General features: G+C 69.1%; 18 protein-coding genes. 3 read left to right on the forward strand and 15 right to left on the reverse strand.

What is annotated here, in order from left to right; genetic code table 11:
* Positions 1–173: 173 nt before the first annotated feature.
* From CCL05_RS13390 to ngcE, 9 genes are all read right to left on the reverse strand, one after another.
* The gene (locus CCL05_RS13390; protein ID WP_086560721.1) at positions 174–1,673 is read right to left on the reverse strand and encodes an amino acid permease; all 1,500 of its coding nucleotides are present in this window, start codon (positions 1,671–1,673) and stop codon (positions 174–176) included.
* A gap of 147 nt (positions 1,674–1,820) precedes the next feature.
* Positions 1,821–3,752 (reverse strand): 1-deoxy-D-xylulose-5-phosphate synthase, encoded by a 1,932-nt coding sequence (gene dxs / locus CCL05_RS13395; RefSeq protein ID WP_086560722.1) that lies wholly within the window; start codon positions 3,750–3,752, stop codon positions 1,821–1,823.
* 189 nt (positions 3,753–3,941) lie between these two features.
* The gene (locus CCL05_RS13400; RefSeq protein ID WP_086560723.1) at positions 3,942–5,234 is read right to left on the reverse strand and encodes a sugar ABC transporter permease; all 1,293 of its coding nucleotides are present in this window, start codon (positions 5,232–5,234) and stop codon (positions 3,942–3,944) included.
* On the reverse strand, positions 5,231–6,022 hold the full coding sequence (locus CCL05_RS13405; protein WP_031134513.1) for an ATP-binding cassette domain-containing protein: 792 nt from the start codon (positions 6,020–6,022) through the stop codon (positions 5,231–5,233). Before CCL05_RS13405 ends, CCL05_RS13400 begins: the two co-directional genes overlap by 4 nt.
* A 203-nt stretch (positions 6,023–6,225) precedes the next feature.
* Positions 6,226–7,326: an ABC transporter substrate-binding protein gene (locus CCL05_RS13410; RefSeq protein WP_167409558.1), complete on the reverse strand. Its 1,101-nt coding sequence runs from the start codon at positions 7,324–7,326 to the stop codon at positions 6,226–6,228.
* A gap of 133 nt (positions 7,327–7,459) precedes the next feature.
* The gene (locus tag CCL05_RS13415) at positions 7,460–8,671 is read right to left on the reverse strand and encodes an ROK family transcriptional regulator (RefSeq protein ID WP_086560735.1); all 1,212 of its coding nucleotides are present in this window, start codon (positions 8,669–8,671) and stop codon (positions 7,460–7,462) included.
* Positions 8,672–9,223: 552 nt separating this feature from the next.
* Positions 9,224–10,147, reverse strand: coding sequence for a carbohydrate ABC transporter permease (locus CCL05_RS13425; protein ID WP_086560725.1), 924 nt, complete (start codon positions 10,145–10,147; stop codon positions 9,224–9,226).
* Entirely contained in the window at positions 10,147–11,073 is a 927-nt protein-coding gene (locus tag CCL05_RS13430; RefSeq protein ID WP_086560726.1) for a carbohydrate ABC transporter permease, read from the reverse strand. Before CCL05_RS13430 ends, CCL05_RS13425 begins: the two co-directional genes overlap by 1 nt.
* A gap of 42 nt (positions 11,074–11,115) precedes the next feature.
* A complete protein-coding gene (gene ngcE, locus CCL05_RS13435) occupies positions 11,116–12,570 on the reverse strand; it encodes an N-acetylglucosamine/diacetylchitobiose ABC transporter substrate-binding protein (RefSeq protein ID WP_086560727.1) in 1,455 nt (484 codons plus the stop codon).
* A gap of 367 nt (positions 12,571–12,937) precedes the next feature.
* Between ngcE and CCL05_RS13440 the strand changes: the two genes are divergently transcribed.
* Complete coding sequence (locus CCL05_RS13440) at positions 12,938–16,735, forward strand: GH92 family glycosyl hydrolase (RefSeq protein WP_208641485.1); 3,798 nt, start codon at positions 12,938–12,940, stop codon at positions 16,733–16,735.
* 22 nt (positions 16,736–16,757) lie between these two features.
* Positions 16,758–18,740, forward strand: coding sequence for an alpha-glucuronidase (locus tag CCL05_RS13445; protein WP_086560728.1), 1,983 nt, complete (start codon positions 16,758–16,760; stop codon positions 18,738–18,740).
* A gap of 6 nt (positions 18,741–18,746) precedes the next feature.
* Here CCL05_RS13445 and CCL05_RS13450 read toward each other — a convergent pair whose 3' ends face one another.
* Genes CCL05_RS13450 through CCL05_RS13475 form a run of 6 tightly spaced genes read right to left on the reverse strand, consistent with a single transcriptional unit; the run spans position 18,747 to position 25,238 of the window.
* The gene (locus CCL05_RS13450; protein WP_086560729.1) at positions 18,747–20,753 is read right to left on the reverse strand and encodes a beta-galactosidase; all 2,007 of its coding nucleotides are present in this window, start codon (positions 20,751–20,753) and stop codon (positions 18,747–18,749) included.
* A complete protein-coding gene (locus tag CCL05_RS13455; protein ID WP_086560730.1) occupies positions 20,750–21,433 on the reverse strand; it encodes a hypothetical protein in 684 nt (227 codons plus the stop codon). Before CCL05_RS13455 ends, CCL05_RS13450 begins: the two co-directional genes overlap by 4 nt.
* Positions 21,430–21,705, reverse strand: a complete 276-nt coding sequence (locus CCL05_RS13460) for a hypothetical protein (protein ID WP_086560731.1) — start codon at positions 21,703–21,705, stop codon at positions 21,430–21,432. The genes CCL05_RS13455 and CCL05_RS13460 overlap by 4 nt, the downstream gene beginning before the upstream one ends.
* Complete coding sequence (locus CCL05_RS13465) at positions 21,702–23,357, reverse strand: ABC transporter substrate-binding protein (RefSeq protein WP_086560737.1); 1,656 nt, start codon at positions 23,355–23,357, stop codon at positions 21,702–21,704. The genes CCL05_RS13460 and CCL05_RS13465 overlap by 4 nt, the downstream gene beginning before the upstream one ends.
* A 22-nt stretch (positions 23,358–23,379) precedes the next feature.
* Positions 23,380–24,252 carry a carbohydrate ABC transporter permease gene (locus tag CCL05_RS13470; protein WP_086560732.1) on the reverse strand — a complete coding sequence of 291 codons (873 nt, stop codon included), beginning with the start codon at positions 24,250–24,252 and terminating at the stop codon, positions 23,380–23,382.
* Positions 24,246–25,238 (reverse strand): ABC transporter permease, encoded by a 993-nt coding sequence (locus tag CCL05_RS13475; RefSeq protein ID WP_086560733.1) that lies wholly within the window; start codon positions 25,236–25,238, stop codon positions 24,246–24,248. Before CCL05_RS13475 ends, CCL05_RS13470 begins: the two co-directional genes overlap by 7 nt.
* Positions 25,239–25,469: 231 nt before the next feature.
* Between CCL05_RS13475 and CCL05_RS13480 the strand changes: the two genes are divergently transcribed.
* Positions 25,470–26,465: an acetylxylan esterase gene (locus CCL05_RS13480; RefSeq protein WP_086560734.1), complete on the forward strand. Its 996-nt coding sequence runs from the start codon at positions 25,470–25,472 to the stop codon at positions 26,463–26,465.
* Positions 26,466–26,559: the final 94 nt, after the last annotated feature.

Here is a 26,559-nt window from a genome sequence, read left to right on the forward strand (position 1 = left end):
ACACCGGGGTGTGGAGAGAGTCTGACGCTTTGCAGCCAGGGCCGGGTGGGTGCGCAACCCGGCGGAGCGGGGTGCCGCTGCGCCCACCCGTGCCGCCTGGGGGCACCTCCCAGGCCCTTAAGGCACTGGGGGAGGCACGACTGCCCGCAGCTAAGCCCGGCGAGACGCGCGTTCTAGAGCGCCTCCTCCGGCTTCGTTGTCTCTCCCTTCTCGAGGCGGCTGTGGCTGCGGCCGTAGAGGAAGTACACGACGAACCCGGCGACCATCCAGATGCCGAACCGCACCCACGTCTCGGCCGGCAGGTTGATCATCAGCCACAGGGAGGCGCACACCGACAGGATCGGGATGACCGGCACCCACGGCGTGCGGAACGCCCGGTGCAGGTCGGGCCGCGTCCTGCGGAGGACGAGCACACCGACGGCGACCACCACGAAGGCGAACAGCGTGCCGATGTTCACCAGCGCGGCGAGTTCCGTCAGCGGGGTGAAGCCGGCCAGGACCGCGATGATCACGCCGAGCAGGATGGTCGGCCGGTGCGGGGTCCGGAACCGCGGGTGGACGTGCGAGAAGAACCGCGGCAGCAGCCCGTCACGGCTCATCGCGAAGAACACCCGGGTCTGACCGAGCAACAGGATCATGCACACCGTCGTCAGACCGATCGCGGCGCCGAAGCTGATGAAGCCCGCGAACCACGGATACCCGGTGGCCTTGAACGCGTCGGCGAGCGGCGCGTCCACGGACAGCCGGGTGTAGTGCTGCATGCCGGTGACGACGATCGACACGAGAACGTACAGCGTGGTGCAGATCAGCAGCGAGCCGAGAATGCCGCGCGGCATGTCACGCTGCGGATTGCGGGTCTCCTCCGCCGCCGTCGCCACGATGTCGAAGCCGATGAAGGCGAAGAACACGACGGAGGCGGCGGTGAAGATGCCCATCACGCCGAAGTTGGAAGGCGCCCAGCCGAACATGAGCTGGATCAGCGGCGCCTGGAGACTGCTCCCGGCCTCCACCGTCTTCGCCTTCGGGATGAACGGGTCGTAGTTGGCACCCTTGATGAGGAACGCGCCCGCGATGATCACGACCAGGACGACCGTCACCTTGATGGCGACGACGATCGACGTGATCCGCGCCGACAGCTTCATGCCGAGCACGAGGATGCCGGTGAGGACGAGCACGAGCGCGGCGGCGAGGATGTCGAAGCCGAAGACGTCGGCACCGTCTCTGCTGCCCAGGGCCGCGGGCATCTCCCAGCCCGCGTTGCTCATGAGCGACTGGATGTAGCCCGACCAGCCGACGGCCACCACCGCCGTACCGAGCGCGAACTCCAGGACCAGGTCCCAGCCGATGATCCAGGCGGGCAGCTCACCGAGGGAGGCGTACGCGAACGTGTAGGCGGACCCGGCGACCGGGACCGTCGACGCGAACTCGGCGTAACAGAGCGCGGCCAGGGCGCAGGCGACGCCGGCCGCGACGAACGCCAGGGCCGTCGCGGGCCCGGCGTTGTTCTTGGCGACTGTTCCGGTGAGGACGAAGATGCCGGTGCCGATGATCACGCCGACGCCGAAGACGGTCAGATCCAGCGCGGACAAGGACTTCTTCAGCGCGTGCTCTGGCTCCTCGGTGTCGAGGATGGACTGCTCGACCTTCTTCGTCCGGAAGAGGGTGCTGCTCACGGGGTACCTCCCACGCTTGTCGTCCTCGACATGATCGAGAGGGGGCACCATCCGTATGCCCCGGCAGCGATGGATTCACGCCAATGGGCCGGTTCCACCACCCTTGGCGGGGGTGGAACCGGCCCATTCAGCGGTGCCGGGACGGTGTCAGTCGCGCGCGGGCTCCACGGAGTCGACCGCGTCGGCCGCGGAGCGCTCGTACCTGCCGTCCAGCCTGGCGACCAGGCCGGTCACCTGGCGGGCGATGTCCGGCGCGGTCAGGCCGATCTCGGCCATGACCTCGGCACGCGAGGCATGGTCGAGGAAGCGCGGCGGAATGCCGAAGTCGCGCAGCGGCACGTCGACGCCAGCGTCCCGCAGCGCCTGCGCGATCGCCGACCCCACACCGCCGGCCCGGCTGTTGTCCTCGACGGTGACGACCACGCGGTGCTGCTCGGCGAGCGGGGCCATGGCCTCGTCGACGGGTTTGACCCAGCGCGGGTCGACGACGGTGGTGGAGATGCCCTGCCGGTCGAGCAGACCGGCGATCTCCAGGCACATCGGCGCGAGGGCACCGACGGAGACCAGCAGGACATCGGGCCGGTCGGTGCCGGGCTCGCGCAGCACGTCCATGCCGCCGACCCGTCCCACGGCGGGAACGGCGGGGCCGACGGCGCCCTTGGAGAAGCGGACCACGGTCGGCGCGTCGTCGACGGCGACGGCCTCCCGCAACTGCGCGCGGACCTGGTCGGCGTCACGCGGCGCGGCCAGCCGCAGCCCCGGCACGACCTGGAGGATCGACATGTCCCACATGCCGTTGTGGGACGCCCCGTCGGTGCCGGTGACACCGGCCCGGTCCAGGACGAAGGTCACCCCGCACTTGTGCAGGGCCACGTCCATCAGCACCTGGTCGAAGGCGCGGTTGAGGAAGGTGGCGTACACCGCGAAGACCGGGTGCACCCCGCCCGTCGCCAGGCCCGCGGCCGACACCGCGCCGTGCTGCTCGGCGATGCCGACGTCGTAGACCCGCTTCGGGAAGCGCTTGGCGAACTTCTCCAGACCCACCGGCTGGAGCATGGCGGCGGTGATGGCGACGATGTCCTCGCGCTCCTCACCCAGCTTGACCATCTCCTCGCCGAACACGGACGTCCAGTCGGCGCCGGAGGAGGCGATCGGCAGGCCCGTGTCGGGGTGGATCTTGCCGACGGCGTGGAAGCGGTCGGCCTCGTCCTGGAGGGCGGGCTGGTAGCCGCGGCCCTTCTCGGTGAGGCAGTGCACGATGACGGGCCCGCCGAACCGCTTGGCCCGCGCGAGGGCGGACTCCAGGGCTTCCAGGTCGTGCCCGTCGATCGGGCCGACGTACTTCAGGCCGAGGTCCTCGAACATGCCCTGCGGGGCGATGAAGTCCTTCAGGCCCTTCTTGGCGCCGTGCAGGGTGTCGTAGAGCGGCCGCCCGACGACGGGGGTGCGCTCCAGCACCTCCTTGGTGCGGGCGAGGAACCGCTCGTAGCCGTCCGTCGTCCGCAGCGTCGCGAGGTGGTTGGCGAGACCGCCGATGGTCGGCGCGTAGGACCGCTCGTTGTCGTTGACGACGATGACGAGGGGCCGGTCCTTGGCGTCGGCGATGTTGTTCAGCGCCTCCCAGGCCATGCCGCCGGTCAGCGCCCCGTCACCGATCACCGCGACGACGTGGCTGTCGCGTTCGAGGAGTTCGTTGGCCTTGGCGATGCCGTCGGCCCAGCCGAGGACGGTCGAGGCGTGCGAGTTCTCGATGATGTCGTGCTCGGACTCGGCCTGCGAGGGGTAGCCGGACAGGCCGCCCTTCATCTTCAGCTTCGAGAAGTCCTGACGGCCGGTGAGCAGCTTGTGCACGTAGGACTGGTGGCCGGTGTCCCAGAGCACCTTGTCCTTGGGCGATTCGAAGACCCGGTGCAGGGCGATGGTGAGCTCCACCACGCCGAGGTTGGGGCCGAGGTGACCGCCGGTCTTGGAGACCGCTTCGACAAGGAAGGTCCGGATCTCCTCCGCCAGCTGGTTCAGCTCTTCCAGGCTGAGCCGGTCCAGATCGCGCGGTCCCCTGATTCGGGTCAGCAGCGGCACCCGTGCCTCCTTGCAGTAGAGCTGTTCGAGCTGTTGCCGGGCGTGTCGAGTCTAATGTTCCGCCCCTGAGGACTGCGCCGAGGCCGTGCGTCATACGTCACGCATTCGGCTGTACCCAACTTGTGCCCCACCTACGACACAACTGTGCCCGGCACCTCACGGTGCCGGGCACAGCGGTGGTCTTCGGCGCTACGCCCGCCCCGCGGTCTTCTGCGTCTTACGCGTCACCGCGTCGATCACGACCGTGGCCAACAGCACACCACCCGTGATCATGTACTGCACCGGAGAGGCGATGCCCTCCAGGGCGAGTCCGTACTGGATCGACACGATCACCAGCACACCGAGCAGCGCGTTCCACGTCCGTCCACGGCCGCCGAACAGCGACGTACCGCCGATCACCGCGGCGGCGATCGCGTTCATCAGCAGGTCACCGCCACCGGCGCCCTGGTTCGCCGCGGCGATCTTCGACGCGATGAACAGACCGCCGACCGCCGCGAACGTGCCGGAGATCGCGAACACCGAGATCCGGACCATCTCCACGTTGATACCGGCCCGGCGCGACGCCTCGACGCTGCCGCCGAGCGCGAACACCTTCCGCCCGTACGCCGTGCGCCGCAGCACGAAGTCCGTGACCAGCAGCACCACGATGAAGATCACCACGGCCAGCGGCAGGCCCTTGTACTGGTTGAAGACGATGGCGACGGCGAACGCGAGGACGGCCAGCAGCACCGTCCGCACGATGGTCTCGCTCAGCGGCCGCGACGGCACCCCGGCGGCCTCCCGGCGGCGGTTGCCGAGGAAGGAGCTGAGGAAGAACCCGGCGGTCACCACGGCGGCCAGGCCGTACGCGGCGGCCACGTCCGAGAAGTAGTAGCTGGTCAGCTTGGCCACGACCCCGTCCGGGTCGAGGTTGATCGTGCCGTTGTCGCCCAGGATCTGGAGCATGAAGCCGTTCCAGAACAGCAGACCGGCCAGGGTGACGGCGAACGCCGGGACACCGATCTTCGCGAAGAAGAAGCCGTGCAGCGTGCCGGCGACCATGCCGGTGAGGATGGCCAGCACGAAGGCGAGCCACTCGTTCATGCCGTTGGTGACGTTCAGCACGGCGAAGCTCGCACCCGCGACACCGCTGACCGAGCCGACCGACAGGTCGATCTCGCCCAGCAGCAGCACGAACACGATGCCGACGGCGATCATGCCCGTGCCGACCATGGCGACGGACATGTCGGACAGGTTGCCCGCGGTGAGGAAGTTGGAGTTCAGGCTCTGGAAGATGATCCAGATGATGGCCAGGCCGATGACGACCGGGATGGATCCCAGGTCACCGGACTTCATCTTCCGCTTGAACTCGGTGACGTAGCCGGCGAAACCCTGCTCGCGCACCAGCAGCCGGGGGTCGACGACCGTGACGGCGGCCTTGGCCGCCTCGGGGTTCTCCACGACGTGGTCGTCAGGAGCCGCGGAGGTCTTGTCGATGCTCACTTGGAAACCTCCCCGTTCGTGCGCGCCGCACGGCGGGTCACGGCGTTGTCGGTGGCGCCGGTGATGGCGGAGATGATCTCTTCCTGCGAGGTCGACTTGACCTCGAAGACGCCGTTGTTGCGCCCGAGGCGCAGGACGGCGACCTTGTCCGCGACGGCCTTCACATCGGCCATGTTGTGGCTGATGAGGATCACGGCGTGGCCGCGCTCGCGCAGCCGCTCGACCAGGTCGAGGACCTGCGCGGTCTGCTCGACGCCGAGGGCGGCGGTGGGCTCGTCGAGGATGACCAGCTTGGGCTCGCCGAGCATGGACCGGGCGATGGCCACGGTCTGGCGCTGGCCGCCGGAGAGCGAGGCGATCGGGATGCGCACGCTCGGGATGCGGATCGACAGCGTGTCGAGGAGCTCGCGGGAGCGGCGCTCCATCTCCACCTCGTCCAGGATGCCGCGTTTGCGGATCTCCCGGCCCAGGTAGAGGTTGCCGACGACGTCGATGTTGTCGCACAGCGCGAGGTCCTGGTAGACGGTCGCGATGCCCAGGTTCTGGGCGTCGTGCGGCTTGTTGATCTGGACGGACCTGCCGTCCCATTCGATGACGCCCTCATCGATGGGGTGCACGCCGGCGATCGTCTTGACCAGCGTGGACTTTCCGGCGCCGTTGTCGCCGACCAGGGCGACCACTTCACCGGCGTGGACCTCAAGCTCTACGTCGGTGAGCGCCTGTACGGCACCGAACCGCTTGGAGACCCCGCGCAACGCCAGCACGGGCGTAGCGGACACGTGAACCATCTCCTTCGCCGCCTGACCCGGCGGGAGGTTGTGCAGAAGTGTGGGAGGAGTGATCACTCCGGCGCCCCGCGGAGCTTGCGGGGCTGGTGTGGCGGGGCGCCGGAGGAACTCGGGGCGGCCTGGTCCCGTACGCGAGTCACGGGAGGTACGGGAGTCCGGACGCGGACTCCCGTATCCCTCTCTCGGGGGGACCTGACGGCTGCTTACTGGAGACCGATCTTGTCGCAGGCGGCCTTGTACTTGCCGGTGCAGATCTCGCTCACGGTGTAGATGCCGTCCTTGATGACGGTGTCGTTGATGTTGTCCTTGGTCAGCGAGACGACGGGGACCAGGACGGACGGGATGGCCTTGGTGGTCGGGCTGTCGACCTTGTCCTTGGCGATCGAGTCGAGCGACTTGCCCTGGGCGAGGGCGACGGCCATCTCGGCCGCGACGTCCGCCTCCTTGGGGTAGGGCTTGTAGACGCTCATGTACTGCTCACCGGTGACGATGCGCTGCACGCCGGAGAGTTCGGCGTCCTGGCCGGTGACCGGGATGTCTGCGATGCCGGCGGCCTTCAGGGCGGTGATGATGCCGCCCGCCATGCCGTCGTTGGCGGAGTAGACGCCGATGATCTTGTCCTTGCCGAGGGCGGAGATGGCGCCCTCCATGTTGGCGTTGGCGTTCTCCGGCTTCCACTCCTTGGTGTCGTACTCGCGGCCGACCTTCACCTTGCCGTCGAGCACGGAGTGCGCGCCCTGCTTGAACTGGGCGGCGTTCGGGTCGGTGGACGACCCGTTCATCATGACGATCTGACCGTCCTTGGCCTTGGAGCCCAGGGCCTTCAGCAGGGCGTCGCCCTGGGTCTTGCCGACGGTGACGTTGTCGAACGAGGTGTAGGCGTCGATCGGGCCCTCGGCCAGACGGTCGTAGGCGACGACGGGAATGTTCGCGTCCTTGGCCTTCTTCACCGAGCCGGCGATGGCCTTGGAGTCCACCGCGTCCACGATCAGCACGTCGACCTTGTTGGTCACCATCGTGTCGACCTGCTGGTTCTGCGTGCTGGCGTCCTGCTTGGCGTTGGCGTAGACGACCTCGCCCTTGCCGCCGGTGAGCTCCTTGACCTTCTTCTCGATGAGCGGCCGGTCGAACTTCTCGTAGCGCGCGGTCGCGTTCTCCGGAAGGAGCAGACCGACCTTGATGTCGTCGCCCTTCTTGGCGGACCCCGTGGAGTCGGCGTTGTCGCCGGACTCCTTGGCGCTGCCACAGGCAGCAAGCGAAACGGCCATCGCACCGGCGGCAATCGCAACAGCGGCGCGACGCATACGCGTGTTCACTTCAGAAACCTCCCTGACGAGGCCGCGACATTGCGGCCGAGGTGGCTGGAAGTCAACTCGGCCACACGTGCGACGTCAAGAAGTAAATCCTTAACGAGATGGCAACGGTGCCATCCGTTCTCTAAGTGAAGGCAGGGGTCGCTTCCTGCAGCGCCCCGACGGCGGTCCCGTCCAAAAGGGTTGAATCACCCATCTCGCTGAGGGCCAGCGCGAGCGCTCCGAGCACCTCCGCACGGCCGCCGAGTGCCCCGGGGAGAACGGACAGCTGGCGTGCCGCGCTGGGGATGGCGTAGCGGCCCACGGACTCCCGGATCGGTCCGAGCACCAGCTCACCGGCCTCGGCGAGATCACCGCCGAGGACCACACGGCTCGGGTTCAGCAGGTTGCAGAGATTGGCGACTCCACTGCCGATGTGGCGGCCGACGTCGGCGATCACCCGACGGCAGCCCGGGTCTCCGTCCCGCGCGAGCCGTACGACGCCTTCCATCGTCAGGTCGGTGCCGTGGCTGGACTGGAGAAGCGGGAGCACGTAGCGCGCGGCCGCGAAGGTCTCCAGGCAGCCGCGGTTTCCGCAGCGGCAGACGGGGCCGGATTCGTCGAGTGTAATATGTCCGATTTCTCCTGCGGTACCACCCGGGCCGCGGTAGATCTTGCCGTTGATCACCAGGCCCGCGCCGACACCGCTGGCGACCTTGATGTACGCCAGGTCGCGCACGCCGCGGCCGCTGCCCCAGACCATCTCGCCGAGGGCGCCGAGGTTGGCGTCGTTGTCCACGTGGACGGGTACGCCGAGGCGCTCCCGCAGCTCCTCGGCGGGCTTGGTGCCGGTCCAGCCGGGCAGGATGGCGGTCGAGCCGAGGGTGCCGGACTCGACGTCGATGGGGCCGGGCACGCCGAGGCCGACGCCGGCGATCTTGGAACGGTCGACGCCGGTGGCTTCGATCAGGCGGGTGACCAGCTGTTCCGCCCGGTCCAGGCCCTGGGTCGACGAGGCGTCGACGTCGAGGGGCTCGGACTCCTCGGCGAGCACCTGGTGGGCGAGGTTTCCGATCGCGACGCGCAGGTGGGTGTGGCCGAAGTCGACCCCTATGACGATGCCGGCGTCCCCGCTGAGCGACACGCTGCGGGCCCTGCGGCCGCCCGCCGAGGTGGGTGTGACCTCGACGGTGCCGCCTTCCTTCAACTCCCGGACGATGTTGGACACCGTCGCGGCGGACAGGCCCGTCGTCCGGGCGATCTCGGCCTGGGTGAGGGAGCCCGCCAGGCGTACGGCACGTACGACCCGCTCCAGGTTGGCTCGGTGCAGCGACGACTGCGACCCCGGAGTCTCCACGACGACCTCCTGCGCGCGGGGCCGCTTCGATGAGACCCCGTCCATGTCCAACTAGTGAACTCTAAGCTGAGCCGTTCGGGTTGCCTCCCGTCAAGAGGTTGAGCCGATTCCTGGGTGTGTGCGGGTGGTTGCGGAGGGCTACGTGTGCCTGCGGCGGCCTGTGGCTGCTTCGGTGGGGGTGCGCGTAGCGCCTGCTCGCCGGTGGTGGGTCGGGGCCGCGCCGGGGGGTGTCCGTCCTCGGAACGGCGCGATGGGGTTGCGTGCCGACTGACTGTCCGTTGACGCGCCAACCGCTGCGGGCGGACACCCCCCGACACGTCCCCTTCTCGCCGTCGGCGGCTGCGGGCGCATCTCGCCTTAGCTGCCGCAGGCCGCCGCGCTGCGGACGCCGTGGCCGCCCTAGCTGCGGGCAGTCGTGCCGCTGGGGCGGCACGGGTGGGCGCAGCGGCACCCCGCAACGCCGGGCTGCGCACCCACCCGGCCCGGGCAGCAGCCGGCGGCACCTCGCAGGGCCGGGCTGCGGTCCCGCCGGCAGTCGCTGCGAGGGCCGTGTTACTTCAGCGCCCCCGCCGTGAGGCCCTGCACCACCTGCCGCTGGAAGATGATGTACGCGGCGAGCACCGGCAGCATCGCCATCACCAGGCCCGCGAAGAGGCCCGACCAGTCGCCCTTGTAGCCCTGGCTGACCGCCAGCTGGACGAGGCCCTGGGTGAGCACGCGCTTGTCGGGGTCGGTGTTGAGGACCGTGGGCAGCATGTACTGGTTCCACTGGCCCAGGAAGTTGAAGATGCCGACGCTGATCAGGCCCGGCTTGGCCATGGGCAGCATGATCTGGAAGAACGTACGGCTGTGCGAGGCGCCGTCGACGAAGGCCGCCTCCGCCACCGACGTCGGCAGGGTGCGGAAGAACGCCGTCAGGAAGAAGACCGTGAACGGCAGGGAGTAGGCGATGTAGACCAGGATCAGGCCGTGGATGGTGTTCAGCAGGCCCATGTTGTTCACGACGTAGAACAGCGGGACCAGCGCCAGCATGATCGGGAAGCTCATGCCGCCGATGAACAGGTAGTAGATGAAGCGGTTGCCCGGGAAGTCGAAGCGGGCCAGGACGTACGCCGCCATCGAGCCGAGGACCAGCGTGCCGATGAGCGAACCGCCGACCACGAGGACCGTGTTGAGGAAGTAGTCGCTCATGTTGGCCTCGGTCCACGCCCGCGACCAGTTGTCGAAGTGCAGCGTGTCCGGCAGCGACCAGGGCGAGGAGAAGATCGAGCGGTCGTCCTTGAAGGACGTCATGACCGCCCAGAGCAGGGGCATCACCACCATGACCGCCCAGAGGACGAGGATGCCGTGGGAGAAGGCGTTGAGGACCGTGCCCTCTTTTTTCTCCTTCGGCGGTGGGGCCGTAGGAAGATCCGCCTTGGTGACGGGCGCTCCGGACTCGGCCGGCACGGGCGCGGGGGTCTGTGTCGTCTTCATCAGTACTCCAGCCGCTCGCGACGGCCCAGCCGCATCACCACGGCGGCGAAGGCCAGCGTGACGACGAGCAGGGCGACACCGATGGTGGTGGCGTAGGCGGCCTGCCCGTCCCGGAACGCCTTCTGGTACACGTACAGGACCATGACGGTGGTCGAGTAGTCGGGACCGCCCGGCCCGGTCGTCATGATCTGCACGACCGCGAACGACTCGGCGCCCAGGGCGAGGATGCCCATGTAGACCCAGCCCGACTGCACGGTGTCCCAGAGCAGGGGCAGGGTGATGCGGAAGAACGTGGTGAAGCGGTTCGCGCCGTCCAGCAGCGCCGCCTCGTACAGATCCCCCGGGATGGAGGCCATGCCGGCGGAGAAGAGGACCACGAAGAAGCCGACCGTGGACCAGACGAGGACCGCCATCACGGCCCACAGCGCCAGGTCGGGGTCGCCGAGCCACAGGGGCTGGACGTCGCCGAGTCCGATGCCGCGCAGGACCGAGTTGATCGCGCCGCTGTCCGGGTTGTACGCGAACGCGAACAGCAGCGCGACGATGGCGATCGAGAGGACCTGCGGGAAGAAGTAGACGATTTTGTAGAAGGAGGAGCCGCGGACGCCGGAAATGACCGGTCCGTTCTTTCTCTTTCTGCCGCCCACGTTGATCATGAAGGCGAAGAACAGCGCGAGGCTGATCGTCACCACCGGCAGCAGGAGGGCGAACAGCAGGCTGTGCTGCAACGACTTCCAGAAGATGTCGTCGTCGAGCAGCCGGCTGTAGTTGTCGAATCCGACCATCTTGAATTCGGGGCTCAGGCCGGTCCAGTCCGTGAACGAGTAATAGATGGACTGGATGAACGGCCAGACCACGAAGAGCGCGTACAGTCCCAGGGGCAGCGCGAGGAAGCCCACGATGAACCGGTACTTGCCGTGCTGCATCGCCACTCCGGTGCCTTTGCGGAAATTGGGATTCCGGTGCCGTTACTGGTGCTTGTAGTGCTTGATGGAGTCGTCCTTCGCGGCCTCGTCGGCGAAGCCCTGGATCTTCTTGATGGCCTCGGCCGGGGTGAGGCGGCCGGCCATCATCTCGCCGAGGCCGGAGACACCGATCTTCTCCTTCTGCAACTGCACGTACCAGTCCTGGAGACGGGGATTCACCACGTTGTCGCCGGCCTTTTCCAGCGCGGCGACGCCCGACTCGAGGCCGGGGGTGAGGGCGATGCCGTCGGTGCCGCCGTTGTACGCGGTCAGCGACTTCACCTTGCTGGTGAAGTTCTTCGAGGAGGCCTCGCTGAGCATGATGCGCAGCTGCTCCATGCCGCCCTCGGCGTTCTTCGCCTTCGCCGGGACGATGAAGGGCTCACCGCCGGAGGCCCAGATGGTGCCGAAGGGCATCTTGTCGGAGGAGTCGAGGCCGGTGGGCGCGGAGACGGCCAGGTCGAAGTCCTTGGGGATGACCTTCGCCGACTCGTTCTCCACCCAGGAGCCGTTCGGGATGAACAGCGCCTTGCCCTCGGCCCAGGCGGTCTGCGACTGGATGTGGTCCAGGCCCGGGGTGCCCTTGAGGACGTAGCCCTTCTTGTAGAGCTCGTAGTAGGCCTCGAAGCAGGCCTTGACGGCCGGGTGCTTCCAGGCGTTCGGCTCCAGGTTGTCGATCGCGTCGAGGACTTCGCGGCCGCCGACCTTGCCGATCATCGGGTAGAGCGAGAAGGGGAGGTAGTAGGGGTATTTACCCGCGTATGTCCAGCCCGCCATGCCCTTCTTCTTGGCCTTCTCGCAGACCGCGAGCATCTGGTCCCAGGTCTCGGGGTACTGCTCGTCGAGCGAGTCCAGGGCCTTCTGCGAGTACCAGACGCCGTAGACCGTGTAGGCGTAGTAGAAGATCCAGACCTTCTCGCCGTCGAACTGGCCCATCTCGACGATGCCGGGGCGCAGGGTGTCGCGGACCTTCTTGTTCGGGTCGTCGTAGGAGGGCGCGTCCAGCAGCGGGGTGAGGTCGGCGAGCTGGTTCTTGCCGACCAGGACGCCCATGTCCATCTGCTCGGCGCCGGAGTTGTCGATGAGGTCCGGCGGGGTGCCCTGGTTGAAGCGGGGCTGGAGGGTGGACTGGATCTTCTGGGTGGCGGAGAACTTCACCTTCACCTTGGGGAAGTTCTTCTGGTAGATCTTCACGGCATCCTCGGCGTACTCCTTGCCGAAACCGCCGTCGAACAGGACGAATTCCATGCCCGCGGTGTCGTTGACGCCGAGCGGGTTCTTCGCGGTCTTCTTGCCGGCCTTGGCCTTGTCCCCGCTGTCGTCGCCGCCGCTGCTGGCGCAGGCGGACAGGAAGCTCATCGTGGGAACGGAGATCAGCCCGAGCGCGGCGGACCTTTTGATCAGATCACGGCGGCCGACACCCTCGGCGCCGTGGTTCTCGGCGGAAGTGGATCCCATGCTCAAGTCCTCGCCTTCTCCAGGACTCAGGCGGTGAACCGGATCCTTCCCGGCACCGCGTTCGGGTCAAGCTGGGTCGTGCAGGAAGTGCGGGTGGTGACGTGCGGATCGTGTGAAGCGTGCGACAGGTATAGTCCACTTCCCGCCAGCGGATCAAGATCGAACACAGGGTTGACCGTGGGTCTTATCCGAGTTGAGACCTCGCGGAAAGTCGGGCGGCCCCCCTCTCCCCCGGCGGAAAAATGCCGGTCGACACCCCCGAATGCCACAAGCAACACCCTTGACACCCCTTGGCACTTGGGCAACTACTGGTCCTTGCGCATCGAAGTTGACAACGTTGTCCACTGCGCAGGGAGGGTACCCGTTGATGCAACGGAAAGCTCGGCACAGATGGGGTAGGGCGGTCGTGTCGGCGACCGCTTTCGCTGTGGCCCTGGGGTCCCAGGGCGTTGCGGTCGCACTGCCCGGAACCCAAGGGAAGGCCGACCTGAGGTTCGCCTCCTCTTTCGAGGCGGACGACCCGGTTCCGGACTGGCTGAACACCGTCGACACCAGCCCGGACGGCGGCAAACGCGCCTCGGGCGTCGACGGCGGCTACAGCAGCGGCATACCGGGCAATGTGACCGACCACGTCACCGATGTCCGGGCGAGCGCCGAGAACACGGGCGGGGGCGAGGTGAAGGAGAACCTCGTCGACGGTGAGCCGAGTTCCAAATGGCTCACCTTCGAGCCCACCGGCTGGGTGGAATTCGACCTGGACAAGCCGGTCAAACTGGTGCGATACGCACTGACGTCGGCCAACGACCACGACGAGCGCGACCCGAAGGACTGGACCCTGAAAGGCTCCGTTGACGGCAAGGACTTCAAGACGCTCGACACCCGCTCCGGGGAGGCCTTCTCCGAACGGTTCCAGACCAGGACGTACGACGTGGCGGAACCGGCCGAGTACCGGTACTTACGGCTCGACGTCACGGGCAACAACGGCGGCGACCTCCTCCAGCTCGCCGACGTGCAGTTCTCCACCGGCGGCAGCGACGGGCCCGTCCCCCAGGACATGCTCTCCCTCGTCGACCGCGGTCCGAGCGGCTCCCCCACCGCCAAGGCGGGCGCCGGGTTCACCGGAAAGCGCGCCCTGCGGTACGCCGGCCGGCACACCTCCGAGGGACGGGCGTACTCGTACAACAAGGTCTTCGACGTGAACGTGGCCGTCGGCCGGGACACACAGCTGGCCTATCGCGTCTTCCCGTCGATGGCGGACGGCGACCTCGACCACGACGCGACGAACGTCTCCGTCGACCTCGCCTTCACCGACGGCACCTACCTGAGTGACCTGGGGGCCACGGACCAGCACGGCTTCCCGCTGACCCCGCGGGGGCAGGGCGCGGCGAAGGTCCTCTACGTCAACCAGTGGAACGACGTGGCCGCGCGGATCGGGTCGGTGGCGGCCGGGAAGACCGTGGACCGGATCCTGGTGGCGTACGACTCGCCGAAGGGCCCGGCGAGGTTCCGGGGCTGGCTGGACGACGTGACCGTCGAGTCCGTCGCCCCCGAGCGACCGAAGGCGCATCTGTCCGACTACGCGGTGACGACGCGCGGCACCCACTCCAGCGGCGGCTTCTCACGCGGCAACACCTTCCCGGCGACGGCGGTGCCGCACGGCTTCAACTTCTGGACGCCGGTGACCAACGCGGGCTCGCTGAGCTGGCTGTACGACTACGCACGCGCGAACAACGCGGACAACCTGCCGACGATCCAGGCGTTCAGCGCGAGCCACGAGCCGAGTCCCTGGATGGGTGACCGGCAGACCTTCCAGGTGATGCCGTCGGCCGCCCCGGGCACCCCGGACACCGGCCGCGAGGCGCGGGAGCTGGCCTTCCGGCACGAGAACGAGACCGCGCGGCCGTACTACTACGGGGTGCGGTTCGAGAACGGGCTGAAGGCCGAGATGGCGCCGGCCGACCACGCGGCGGCCCTGCGCTTCACCTACCCGGGCGACGACGCGAGTGTCCTCTTCGACAATGTGACGGACCAGGCGGGGCTCACGCTCGACCGGGAGAACGGGATCGTCACCGGCTACTCGGATGTGAAGTCCGGACTGTCGACGGGCGCGACCCGGCTGTTCGTCTACGGCGAGTTCGACCAGCCCGTGACCGAGGGCTCGTCGTCCGGCGTCAAGGGCTACCTCCGCTTCGAGGCCGCCGACCGGACCGTCACCCTGCGCCTGGCGACCTCGCTGATCAGCGTCGACCAGGCCAGGGACAACCTCCGCCAGGAGATCCCGGACGGCACCTCCTTCGAGGCGGTGAAGCGGAGCGCCCAGCGGCAGTGGGACCGGCTGCTCGGCAAGGTGGAGGTCGAGGGCGCGACACCCGACCAGCTGACGACGCTGTACTCCAGCCTGTACCGGCTGTACCTGTACCCGAACTCCGGTTTCGAGAAGGTCGGCGGGAAGGACCGGTACGCCTCGCCCTTCTCCCCCATGCCGGACCCGGACACCCCGACGCACACCGGCGCGAAGATCGTCGACGGCAGGGTGTACGTCAACAACGGCTTCTGGGACACGTACCGGACGACCTGGCCGGCGTACTCGTTCCTCACGCCGAGCAAAGCGGGTGAGCTGGTCGACGGGTTCGTGCAGCAGTACAAGGACGGCGGCTGGACCTCGCGCTGGTCCTCCCCCGGCTACGCCGACCTCATGACGGGCACGTCCTCCGACGTGGCGTTCGCTGACGCGTACGTCAAGGGCGTCGACTTCGACGCGAAGGCGGCGTACGACGCGGCCGTGAAGAACGCGACGGTCGTGCCGCCGAGCTCGGGCGTCGGCCGCAAGGGCATGGCCACCTCCCCCTTCCTCGGCTACACGAGCACCGAGACGCACGAGGGCCTGTCCTGGGCGCTGGAGGGCTACCTCAACGACTACGGCATCTCCCGCATGGGACAAAAGCTCTACGAGGAGACCGGCGAGCGGCGCTACAAGGAGGAGTCGGAGTACTTCCTGAACCGGGCCCGCGGCTACGTGCACCTGTTCGACGCCAAGGCCGGTTTCTTCCAGGGCCGGGACGCCAAGGGCGACTGGCGGGTCGAGTCCTCGACGTACGACCCGCGGGTGTGGGGCCACGACTACACCGAGACCAACGGGTGGGGGTACGCCTTCACCGCCCCGCAGGACAGCCGGGGTCTGGCCAATCTGTACGGCGGCCGGAAGGGCCTCGCCGACAAGCTCGACGCGTACTTCTCCACGCCCGAGACGGCCTCCCCCGAGTTCGTCGGCTCGTACGGCGGCGTCATCCACGAGATGACCGAGGCGCGGGACGTGCGGATGGGCATGTACGGGCACTCCAACCAGGTCGCCCACCACGCGATCTACATGTACGACGCGGCCGGGCAGCCCTGGAAGGCGCAGGAGAAGGTCCGCGAGGTGCTGTCCCGGCTGTACACCGGCAGCGAGATCGGCCAGGGGTACCACGGCGACGAGGACAACGGCGAGCAGTCGGCCTGGTACCTGTTCTCCGCGCTCGGCTTCTACCCGCTGGTGATGGGCAGCGGCGAGTACGCGATCGGCTCCCCGCTGTTCCGGAAGGCGACCGTCCATCTGGAGAACGGGCGCGAGCTGGTGGTGAAGGCACCGCGGAACAGCGCGCGGAACGTGTACGTGCAGGGGCTGAAGGTCAACGGCCGGACGTGGACGAAGACCTCGCTGCCCCACGCGCTGGTCGCCCAGGGCGGCGTGCTGGAGTTCGACATGGGTCCGCGGCCGTCGTCGTGGGGCACGGGCAGGCACGCGGCGCCGGTGTCGATCACGCGGGACGACGAGGTGCCGGCGCCCCGGGCGGACGTGCTCGACGGTGAGGGCGCCCTGTTCGACGACACGTCGGCGACGGACGCGGCGGTGACGTCCGTGGACCTGCCGGTCCCCGGGCGCGCCGAGGCGGTCCAGTACACGCTGACGTCGTCGGCGGACCGGGCGCGTGCACCGGACGGCTGGACGCTCCAGGGCTCCTCCGACGGCGCGACCTGGCGGACGCTGGACCGGCGCTCCGGGGAGTCGTTCGCCTGGGACGGACAGACACGCGCGTTCAGCGTGAGGTCACCGGGTACGTACGAGAAGTACCGCCTGGTCCTCGACGGCGAGGGCACGCTGGCGGAGGTCGAACTGCTCGCCTGAGCAGCCGAGTTGGGGGGGTTCCATGCCGCTTCCCGTGCCCGTCCTGCCCGAGGGTGTCGACCCGGCCTGGCTGCCGCCCGCCGCCTTCCGGGCGGTCGGCAGCCGGCGGACGCTGATCCGTGGACCGGGCGCACTGGCGGAGACGGTGCACGGGGAGGTGGCTCAGGCCTGCCGGCGGTTCGGGGGCCGGGTCGTGCGGGATGCCGTGTCCGACGGCACGTACGACCTGGTCCTCGACCTCGGCGGCGAGGGCCTCGGCGAAGAGGGCTTCACCTGCGCGCGTGAGGGCGGCACGACGGTCGTCACCGCCTCCGGCGGGCGGGGGCTGCTGTACGGCCTGTTCCACGTCGTGCGCCTCGGCGAGGCGGCGTTCGCCGGTGGGTGGGCGCGGGAGACGCATCGCCCGGCGCTCGGCCTGCGCATGCTCGACCACTGGGACAACGTCGCGGTGCACCCGGTCATGGGCCAGGTGGAGCGCGGGTACGCGGGCGGCTCGCTGTTCTGGGAGGACGGGCGGGCGCGCGGCGACCTGGAGCGGGTGCGGGCGTACGGCAGGCTGCTGGCGGCGTGCGGGATCAACGCGGTCGCCGTCAACAACGTCAACGTGCACGCGACCGAGGCGCGTCTGCTGACCGACCGGATCGGCGACGTGGCCGCGATCGCCGAGGTGCTGCGGCCCTACGGCATCCGCACCCACCTGTCGGTTTCCTTCGCCGCGCCGGTGGTGCTCGGCGGACTGCCCACGGCCGATCCGCTGGACGAGGCCGTGCGCGGCTGGTGGGCCGAGGCGACGGGGCGGGTGTACGAGGCGATCCCCGACTTCGGCGGGTACGTGGTGAAGGCCGACTCGGAGGGGCAGCCGGGCCCGTTCGCCTACGGCCGCAGTCACGCGGACGGGGCGAACATGCTGGCCGCCGCGGTGGGGCCGTACGGCGGCACCGTCCACTGGCGGGCGTTCGTCTACGACCACCGCCAGGACTGGCGGGACCGTACGACGGACCGGGCCCGGGCCGCGTACGACCACTTCGTGCCGCTGGACGGCGAGTTCGCGCCGAACGCGGTGCTCCAGGTGAAGCACGGGCCGATGGACTTCCAGGTGCGCGAGCCGGTCTCGCCGCTGATCGGCGCGATGCCGCGTACCCGGCTGGCGGTGGAGTTGCAGGTCACCCAGGAGTACACCGGGCAGCAGCGGCACGTCTGCTGGCTGGGGCCGATGTGGAGTGAGGTGCTGCGGTTCCGGCACGAACCGGAGTCGTCCGTGGGGGAACGGGCGCGGGGCGGGCTGGTCGGCGTGTCCAACGCCGGCGACGATCCGTTCTGGACGGGACACCCCCTCGCCCAGGCCAACCTGTACACCTTCGGGCGGCTGGCCTGGCGACCGGACGCCGAGCCGCGTGAGGTGCTCGACGAGTGGATCGGGCTCACCTTCCCCGAGGCCCCGCAGCGCCTGTCCGACGGACTGCACGCGGTGCTCGACGGCTCGTGGCGGACGTACGAGAAGTACACCGCTCCACTCGGCGTGGGATGGATGGTGCAGCCGGGCCATCACTACGGGCCGAGCGTCGACGGGTACGAGTACAGCCCGTGGGGCACCTACCACTTCGCCGACCGGGACGGCGTCGGTGCCGACCGCAGCGTGGCGACCGGGACCGGATACGCCGGGCAGTACGCCAAGCCGTGGGCCGAGCTGTACGAGTCGCCGGACACCTGCCCCGACGAGCTGCTGCTGTTCTTCCACCACGTGCCGTACGGGCATCCGCTGAAGAGCGGGACGACCGTGATCCAGCACATCTACGACACGCACTTCGAGGGGGTGGAGGAGGTCGAGGAGGCCCGTCGCGTGTGGGTGGGCCTGGCGGACCTGGTCGACCCGGCGCGCCACGCGCGGGTGGCGGAGCGGTACGAGGAGCAGCTCCGCAGTGCCCGCGAGTGGCGCGACCAGATCAACAGCTACTTCTTCCGCAAGTCGGGGGTGCCGGACGAGCGGGGGCGGCGGATCCACTGAAGGACTTCATTGAAGGATCGCGACGCCCAGGGGGTCGAGGACCAGGGGGTCGCCCTGCTCCACGCGCTTGCCGGTGAGGAGGTCGGTGGCGGTGGTGTGGGCGGTCAGAGGGGCCGGCTCGGGGGCGTGGTTGAGGAGGAAGAGCAGGCGGGTGCCGTCGGGGGCGACCCGGGTCGCCGTCTCCACCGTGGGGTGGCCGGCGTAGGGGCCGAGCAGGTCGTGGCGGGCCAGGATCCGGCGGACGACCTCGTCGACACCCGGTTGGTCGAGGGCGGTGGCGACGTACCAGCCCTCGCCGTCGCCGTACGGGTTGCGGGTGACGGCCGGAGTGCCCGCGTAGAAGTCGGTGCCGTAGGTGGCGACCGGTTCGGCGCCGCGCGGCAGCACGATCTCGAAGACCAGCCGTGCCTCTGCCCGCAGTTCGGGGACGGGCTGGGTGAACTCCGGTGGGCGGGCGTCCCATTCGTCCACGCGGATGCCCATCAGCGGAGCGAGCGGGCCGGGGACGTCCGTGAGGAAGGCGCGGTCGTGTGCGTCGACGCGGCCGGAGAGGAACGTGGCCAGGACCGTGCCGCCGCGTGCGGCCACTTCTTCGAGGCGGGTGGCGAGGTCGCCCTTGACCAGGTGGAGGGCGGGGGCGAGCACCACGTCGTAGGGCGTGAGGTCGGCGGACTGCGGGATCACGTCCACGTCGGCGCCGGCCTCGCGGGCGGCCCGGTAGTAGGCGTGGACCACGTCCACGTACTTGACCAGCCGGGAGGGGCCGTCGGAGATCTCCAGGGCCCACCAGCTGTCCCAGTCGAAGAGCAGGGCGGTGCGGGCCGGGGTGCGGGCGCCCAGGGTCCGGTCGCCCAGGGCCTCCAACTCCCGTCCTAGCTCGGCGACTTCGCGGAAGACGCGGGTGTCGTCGCGGCCCGCGTGGCCGATGACCGCCCCGTGGTACTTCTCGCAGGCGCCCCGTGAGGCGCGCATCTGGAAGTAGAGGGCGGCGTCCGCGCCGTGGGCGATGGCCTGGAAGGTGGCGAGGCGGAGTTCGCCGGGGCGCCGCAGCGGGTTGACGTCCCGGCAGGCCGTCGTCGACGGCGTCTGCTCCATCAGCCAGAAGGGGGCGCCGTCCTTCAGGCCGCGCATCAGGTCGTGGGCGAGGGCGGGCCGGGTCGGCGGGGCGTCCAGGGGCGGGTAGTTGTCCCAGGAGGCGAAGTCGAGGTGGGGCGCCCAGCGGTGGTAGTCGAGGGGGCGAAAGGTGCCCATGAAGTTGGTGGTGACGGGGGTGTCCGGGTCGTGGGCGCGGATCACCTCCTTCTCGGCCAGGAAGCAGCCGAGGAGGGCGTCGGTGGTGAAGCGGAACCAGTCGAGGGTGATGCCCTGGAAGGCGGTGTGGTCGGGGCCGCGCCAGTGCTCGGTGAGGGCGCTGGGCGGCTCGATCTGGTCCCAGTCGGTGTAGCGGTGCGACCAGAAGGCGGTCCACCAGGCGTCGTTGAGGGCGTCGAGGGTGCCGTGCCGGTCCCGGAGCCACTGACGGAACGCCTCGGCGCACAGCTCGCAGTAACAGGCGCCGCCGTACTCGTTGTTGATGTGCCAGGCGAGCAGGGCGGGGTGGTCGGCGTACCGTTCGGCGAGGCGGGAGGCCAGCGCGGTGGCGTGCTCGCGGTACGCCGGTGAGCTGGGGCAGAAGTTGTGGCGCTGGCCGTAGCGGTGGCGGCGGCCCTCGAAGTCGGTGCGGTTGACCTCGGGGTGCCGCTTGGCGAGCCAGGGCGGGAGGGCGGCGGTGCCGGTGGCCAGGCAGACCCGGCGTCCTTCTGCGGCGGCCCGGTCCAGGATGCGGTCCAGGACCGTGAAGTCGTAGGTGCCCGGAGCCGGTTGGGTGAGGGACCAGGTGAACACGCCGACGGTGAGGGTGTCGATGCCGGCCCGGGTGAACAGGCGATGGTCGTCGTCCCAGACGTCCTCGGGCCACTGCTCGGGGTTGTAGTCACCGCCGTACGGGATCTTCGGCGTGCGGGGCGCGGTCATGCCGTGAAGTCCTCCTGGGTCTCGGTGATCACCGTGCGGCTGCCGTGCAGCAGGGACAGCAGCAGCGGGGCGGCCAGCAGGGCGGGCAGGGCCTCGGTCAGCAGGGCCGTCATCGCTGCCGTCAGAACGAGCAGGGAGGCCGCGGCGAGGGTGGCGCGGCCGTGCCGGGACAGGAAGTACCCGGCGAGTCGGGCGGTGTCCCGGGCGCGGAAGGCGAACAGCGAGGTGAGGACGAGGGCGTGCGCGCCCCAGAGGAGGGAGCCGGCGCCGATCGCCGCGAGCAGCAGCGCCCACCAGCCGGGCAGGCCGGTGGCGGCGAAGTGCGTCAGGGTGAAGGCGATGACCGTCAGCCAGGCCAGCAGCGGTACCCACAGTTTCAGCGCCGGTACGGCGTTGAGCCGCCAGCCGCGCAGGAAGGCTCGGGCCGGACGCAGCTCGGTGAGGTCGCGGCTGCGATGGTGGAGGGCGTAGAGCGCGGCGGACAGGGCCGGTCCGAGCGGCAGCAGGCACAGGGCCGCGAGGGGGAGGTTGGCGGGGTCGGGACGAAGCAGGAGCAGCCCGGCCAGGCCCGGGGAGGCGGCGAGGAGCAGCAGCGCCTCGACGGTGAGGAGGGTGTGGATCAGGGCGGAGGCGCGGGAGAGGGCTCCGGTGCCGAAGTCGGAGGTGCCGGCGGTGCTCATGCCGCCTCCCGGCCGGGCAGGCGCCGCTCGTCCCACCGGGGCCGGGTCTCGTCGACGACCGGGAAGGGTTCGACGAGGGTGACTTCATGGCGGCTCAGAGTCAGGGGCAGGACGACACGGCCGACGTCGGCGGTCAACCGCTGGTCGGAGCACGCGCGCTCGGCCGAGCCCTGGCAGCCGCAGCGCGGGGCGAGGGCGACACGGCCGGTGCCGGCCCGATGTCGCGGGGCGCCGGGCGGCCGGCCGGTCGGCGCGTCCCGGAGGCCGATCACCCGTTCTCCTTCTTGAACCGCTCGTAGGCCTTGTTGTGCAGGTCGACGAACTGCTGCATGTTCTTCGCCTTCAGCTCGGTGACGTACGCGTCCCAGTCGGACAGCGGGCGCTCACCGAGCGCGAACTTCAGGGTGTTCTGGGTGACGTGGTCCCTGAGGGGCGTCTCCCACAGGGAGGCCTGCTCCTGCTCGAAGGACTGCAACGGGTGGGCCGGGGCGATGGGCGTCTGCTCGCGCCGGGCCATGACGTCCTGGAACTTCTTCTCGTCCGGGCCGAACATGGAGGAGACGAGTTCCCAGCTGCCGCCGTAGGCGAAGACGCCGTTGTAGAAGCCGTAGTCCTTCTGCAGGTCCTTCGGGGCGTCCGGGTCGGAACCCATGAGGCTGATGCCGTCCTTGATCCTGTACTGACCACCGGAGCGGGTGTAGGTGACGCCCTCGACGCCCCACCGGGCGAACCGCTGGCCCTCGTCCGAGTACCAGAGCCAGTCCACGAACTGCATCATCGCGACGAAGCTGTCGCTCTTCAGCGCCTTGCTCGAGATCATGACGCCGTTCTCCAGCCGGGCGCCGCCCATCACAACCGGCCCGGCGGGCCCCAGCGGCACCGGGATCATCTCGATCTTCGCGCCCTTGACCTGCTTCTGCAGGTTGTACCGGTATTCCTGCACCAGTACCTGCGGGTTGGCGCTGATCGCGAACGACTTCTCGGCCAGCAGCTTCTGTGCGGCCTCGTCGTCGGTCTGGGTGAAGCTCTCCGGGTCCACCAGCTTCTCGGCGACCAGCTTCCGCACGTACTCGATCATCTGCCGGAAGGCGTCCGTCGCTCCGGTGAAAGCGAACGTCTGCGCCTTGGCGTCCCAGCTGATGTTGTCGTACGTCCATCCGGCCCGGACGCCGTGCGCCTGGCCGAGGTAGCTGAAGAGCGCGGCGGCCGGGTAGGGCGTGTTCTTGCTCCAGCGGTCGGAGAAGGGGTAGCGGTCCGGGTACTCCTCCTTGATCGCCTTGAAGACCTCGTGCACCTCGTCCCAGGTGCCGGGCCTGCTCAGCCCGAGCCGGTCGAGAACATCGGTGCGCAGCGCCATCGAGTAGCCGGACCTGACCCGTTCGTGCAGGCCGGGCAGCAGGTAGAACTTGCCGTCGGACTGACGGATGGAGTCGAGCTCCGGCTCCAGCTTCCACTTCCTGACCTTGTCCCGGAAGTTGGGCATCAGGTGCACGTAGTCGCTGACCGGGAGGACCGCGCCCGACGACACGAACGCGACCTCCGAGGGGTGGTACGTCTTGGGGATCAGGAACGGGGCGTCGCCCGAGCCGATCAGGACGCTTCTCTTCTTCTCGTAGTCGACCAGGGGGACGGCCACGGGCTCCAGGGTGATGCCGGTGCGCTTGGCCAGTTCCTTCCAGAACAGCCAGCCGTTCTTCATCGGATAGACCGGGTTGTTGTTGTGCAGCACGGAGAAGGACAGCGGCTTTGTCGCCTTGAACCGCTGCCCGGCCCGGTACTCCTTCATCGCGCCGTCTCTCTTCTTCGACAGGTCCTTGGAGTCCCCGCCGTCGTCACCGCTGCCACAGCCGGTGAGGGTAGCGAGGCCGATGAAACCTGCGGCGGCGAGGATCTGGCGCCGCGACAGCTGTCCTGCGTTCTTCACGGATGACATGGGAACTCCCTTGTTAACCCTTGACCGCGCCGAGCATCACGCCCGAGACGAAGTAGCGCTGGACGAACGGGTACACGCAGAGAATGGGCAGCGAGGTCAGCACGATGGTGACCGCCTGGATGTTGGCCCCGACCTGGCTGAGCTGTGCGTCGGCGGCACCGGCGTTGCCGCCCGTGGTGGCGCCGGAGATGAGGTTGCGCAGGTAGACGGTGACCGGCATCAGCTCGGAACTGTCCAGGTAGAGGAAGGCGCTGAACCACGAGTTCCAGAAGGACACCGAGTAGAACAGCACCATCGTGGCGACGACCGCCTTCGACAGCGGCAGCACGATCCGCAGCAGGATGCCGTAGGTGCTCAGCCCGTCGATCTGCGCCGCCTCCTCCAGTTCGCCCGGCAGGCTCTCGAAGAAGGCCTTCATCACCAGCAGGTTGAAGACGCTGATGGCGTTCGGGAGGGCGATGGCCCAGAGGGTGTTCTTCAGTCCGAGGTTGGTGACCAGGACGTAGTTGGGGATGAGGCCGCCGGTGAAGAACATGGTGAACACGGCGATGCCGACGAGCAGGCCACGGCCCTTGAGGTGCTTCTTCGACAGCACGTAGGCGTAACACGTCGTGAGCACCATGGCCACGGCCGTCGCCACGACCGTGTAGAGCACCGTGTTGCCGTAGTTCCGCCAGAACATCGAGTCCTGGAACACGATCTCGTACGTGGTGGGGTTGAACCCCTTGGGCAGCAGGGTCACCTCTCCGGCCCGGATCTGCCGCTCCCCGCTGAAGGACCGGGCGATGATGTTGACGAAGGGGTACAGGGTCACCAGCACGACGAGGGTGAGCACCACCCCGTTGACGCCCTGGAAGACCCGGTAGGAACGACTCGGCTTCACCACAGGCTCGTCCCCACTGTGCGGCGCGAGAGCTGGTTGGCGGACGTGATGAGGACCAGGCCGATGATCGCCTCGAACAGTCCGATGGCGGCGGCGTAGCTGAAGCTGTTGGACTCCACGCCGGACCGGTAGACGTACGTCGAGATCACGTCGGCGGTCGGGTACGTCAGCGGGTTGTACAGCAGCAGGACCTTCTCGAAGCCGACCGCCATGAACGTGCCGATGTTGAGGATCAGCAGCGTGACCATGGTGGGCCGGATGCCGGGCAGGGTGACGTGCCAGATCTGCTGCCAGCGGTTGGCGCCGTCGATGCGCACGGCCTCGTACAGGTCCTCGTCGATCGTGGTGAGCGCGGCGAGGTAGAGGATCGTGCCCCAGCCGGCGGTCTGCCAGATCTCCGAGCCGACGTAGATCGTGCGGAACCACTCCGGCTCCTGGATGAAGCGGATCGGGTCGTGGCCGAACCAGCCGAGCAGGTGGTTGACCGGGCCGTCACTGGCCAGCATCTGCATCGTGATGCCCGCGACGATCACGATCGACAGGAAGTGCGGAAGGTAGGACACCGACTGCACGAACCGCTTCAGGGAGCGCCGGCGCACCTCGTTGAGCAGCAGCGCCAGCACGATCGGGACCGGGAAGCAGAACAGCAGCGTGAGCCCGCCGATCCACAGGGTGTTGCGGAACACCTGCCAGAAGGTGGGGTCGTTGAGGAACATCTGCACATAGCGCAGCCCCACCCACTCCTCGCCGAAGATCGACCCGCCCGGTTCGAAACGCCGGAAGGCGATGACGTTGCCGATCATCGGCAGGTAGCGGAAGACCAGGAAGAACAGCAGCGGCAGGACCGCCAGCGAGTACAACTGCCAGTCGCGGCGCAGCGCCCGCCGCCAGCCGGTCCGGGCGGGGTCCCGCCTGCCGCGTCGGGGTGCGGCTCTGGCCGGAGGCGGATCCTCGGTGCCCGGCGGGGCCGATGGGGTGGACGTGCTCATTGCTCGGGCCTCCCGTGGGCATGGGACGCGGAACCGAAACTTTCGAGCTCTTACCGGTAACTTCGCGGCAACTTAAGGGCAGCAGAAAGCGCTGTCAATGGGTGCAGCGGCAGTCGGCTGGGGCGTCTGTGCCGCGTTGGAATCGCGTCGAAGCTGGGTAGACCCCAGGGATCTGCCGCAGTGGTCCATCGCAACTTTCTGGATGACCACCGACTCCTGCGAGGTGCCGCCGTGCCCGCGTTCGACCTGCCGCTGACGGAACTGGAGCGCCACCGCCCGGACATCGGGGAGCCCGCCGACTTCGACGCGTTCTGGCTGCGCACCCTCAAGGAGGCCGGCCGGGCGGACCCGGTGGTGTCGGTACGGCCGGTGGAGACGGGGCTCCGGCTGATCCGGACCTGGGACGTGACGTTCCGCGGTTTCGCGGGCGACCCGGTGCGCGCCTGGTTCAGCAGACCCGCCGGGGTGGACGAACCCCTGCCCGCCGTCGTGGAGTTCGCCGGTTACGGGCGCGGCCGGGGTCTCCCCCACGAACGCCTCACCTGGGTCAACGCCGGGTACGCGCACCTGCTCATGGACAACCGCGGCCAGGGCGACCAGTACGGATGCGGCGGTGACACGCCCGATCCGCACGCCACCGCACCGGGCGGGCCCGGCCCGGCGGTACGCGGCCTGCTCTCACCCGAGGACTACCACTACCGCCGTCTGATCACGGACGCGGTCCGCGCCGTCACGGCGGTGCGGGAACTGCCCGGCGTCGACCCCGCGCGGACCGTCGCCGTCGGCAACAGCCAGGGCGGCGGACTGGCCCTCGCCGTCGCGGGACTGGTCCCGGACCTGGCGGCGCTGCTCGTCACCGCCCCGCTGCTGTGCGGCATCCGCCGCGCGCTCGACCTCACGGACGCGGGACCCTACGGCGAGGTCGCGTCCTACCTCGCCGTCCACCGGGGCGCCGAGCACGACGCCTACCGCACGCTGTCCTACGTCGAGGGCGTCTCCTTCGCCCGTCGCGCCCAGGCTCCGGCCCACTTCGGCGTGGGGCTGCGGGACACGGTGTGCCCACCGAGCGGGGCGTACGCCGCGTTCAACCGCTATGCCGAGCTGACCGGCGCCGAGCCGCGCAAGGAGATCCACGCGTATCCGTTCAACGGGCACGAGGGGGGCGACGCGGTGCAAGTGCGGCGTCAACTGGGGTGGCTGGGGGCGGTGTTGGGCGGCCCGGAGTGATGGACGCACGGTTTCGCACCACCGTCCGGGGATCGTCGACCTGAGGTCCGGCCGGAACTCCCGGTGCGGGACGCCGGGCCGCCCAGGCGCCTCG

The sequence above is a fragment of the Streptomyces africanus genome (assembly GCF_002150735.1).
Classification (GTDB): Bacteria; Actinomycetota; Actinomycetes; order Streptomycetales; family Streptomycetaceae; genus Streptomyces; species Streptomyces africanus.

Coding starts and splice junctions, on each gene's coding strand:
- CCL05_RS13475 (WP_086560733.1), bottom strand. CDS start 25,238: ATGAGCACGTCCACCCCATCGGCCCCGCCGGGCACCGAGGATCCGCCT.
- CCL05_RS13410 (WP_167409558.1), bottom strand. CDS start 7,326: ATGCGTCGCGCCGCTGTTGCGATTGCCGCCGGTGCGATGGCCGTTTCG.
- CCL05_RS13440 (WP_208641485.1), top strand. CDS start 12,938: ATGCAACGGAAAGCTCGGCACAGATGGGGTAGGGCGGTCGTGTCGGCG.
- CCL05_RS13450 (WP_086560729.1), bottom strand. CDS start 20,753: ATGACCGCGCCCCGCACGCCGAAGATCCCGTACGGCGGTGACTACAAC.
- ngcE (WP_086560727.1), bottom strand. CDS start 12,570: ATGGGATCCACTTCCGCCGAGAACCACGGCGCCGAGGGTGTCGGCCGC.
- CCL05_RS13445 (WP_086560728.1), top strand. CDS start 16,758: ATGCCGCTTCCCGTGCCCGTCCTGCCCGAGGGTGTCGACCCGGCCTGG.
- CCL05_RS13425 (WP_086560725.1), bottom strand. CDS start 10,147: ATGAAGACGACACAGACCCCCGCGCCCGTGCCGGCCGAGTCCGGAGCG.
- CCL05_RS13455 (WP_086560730.1), bottom strand. CDS start 21,433: ATGAGCACCGCCGGCACCTCCGACTTCGGCACCGGAGCCCTCTCCCGC.
- CCL05_RS13430 (WP_086560726.1), bottom strand. CDS start 11,073: ATGCAGCACGGCAAGTACCGGTTCATCGTGGGCTTCCTCGCGCTGCCC.
- CCL05_RS13405 (WP_031134513.1), bottom strand. CDS start 6,022: ATGGTTCACGTGTCCGCTACGCCCGTGCTGGCGTTGCGCGGGGTCTCC.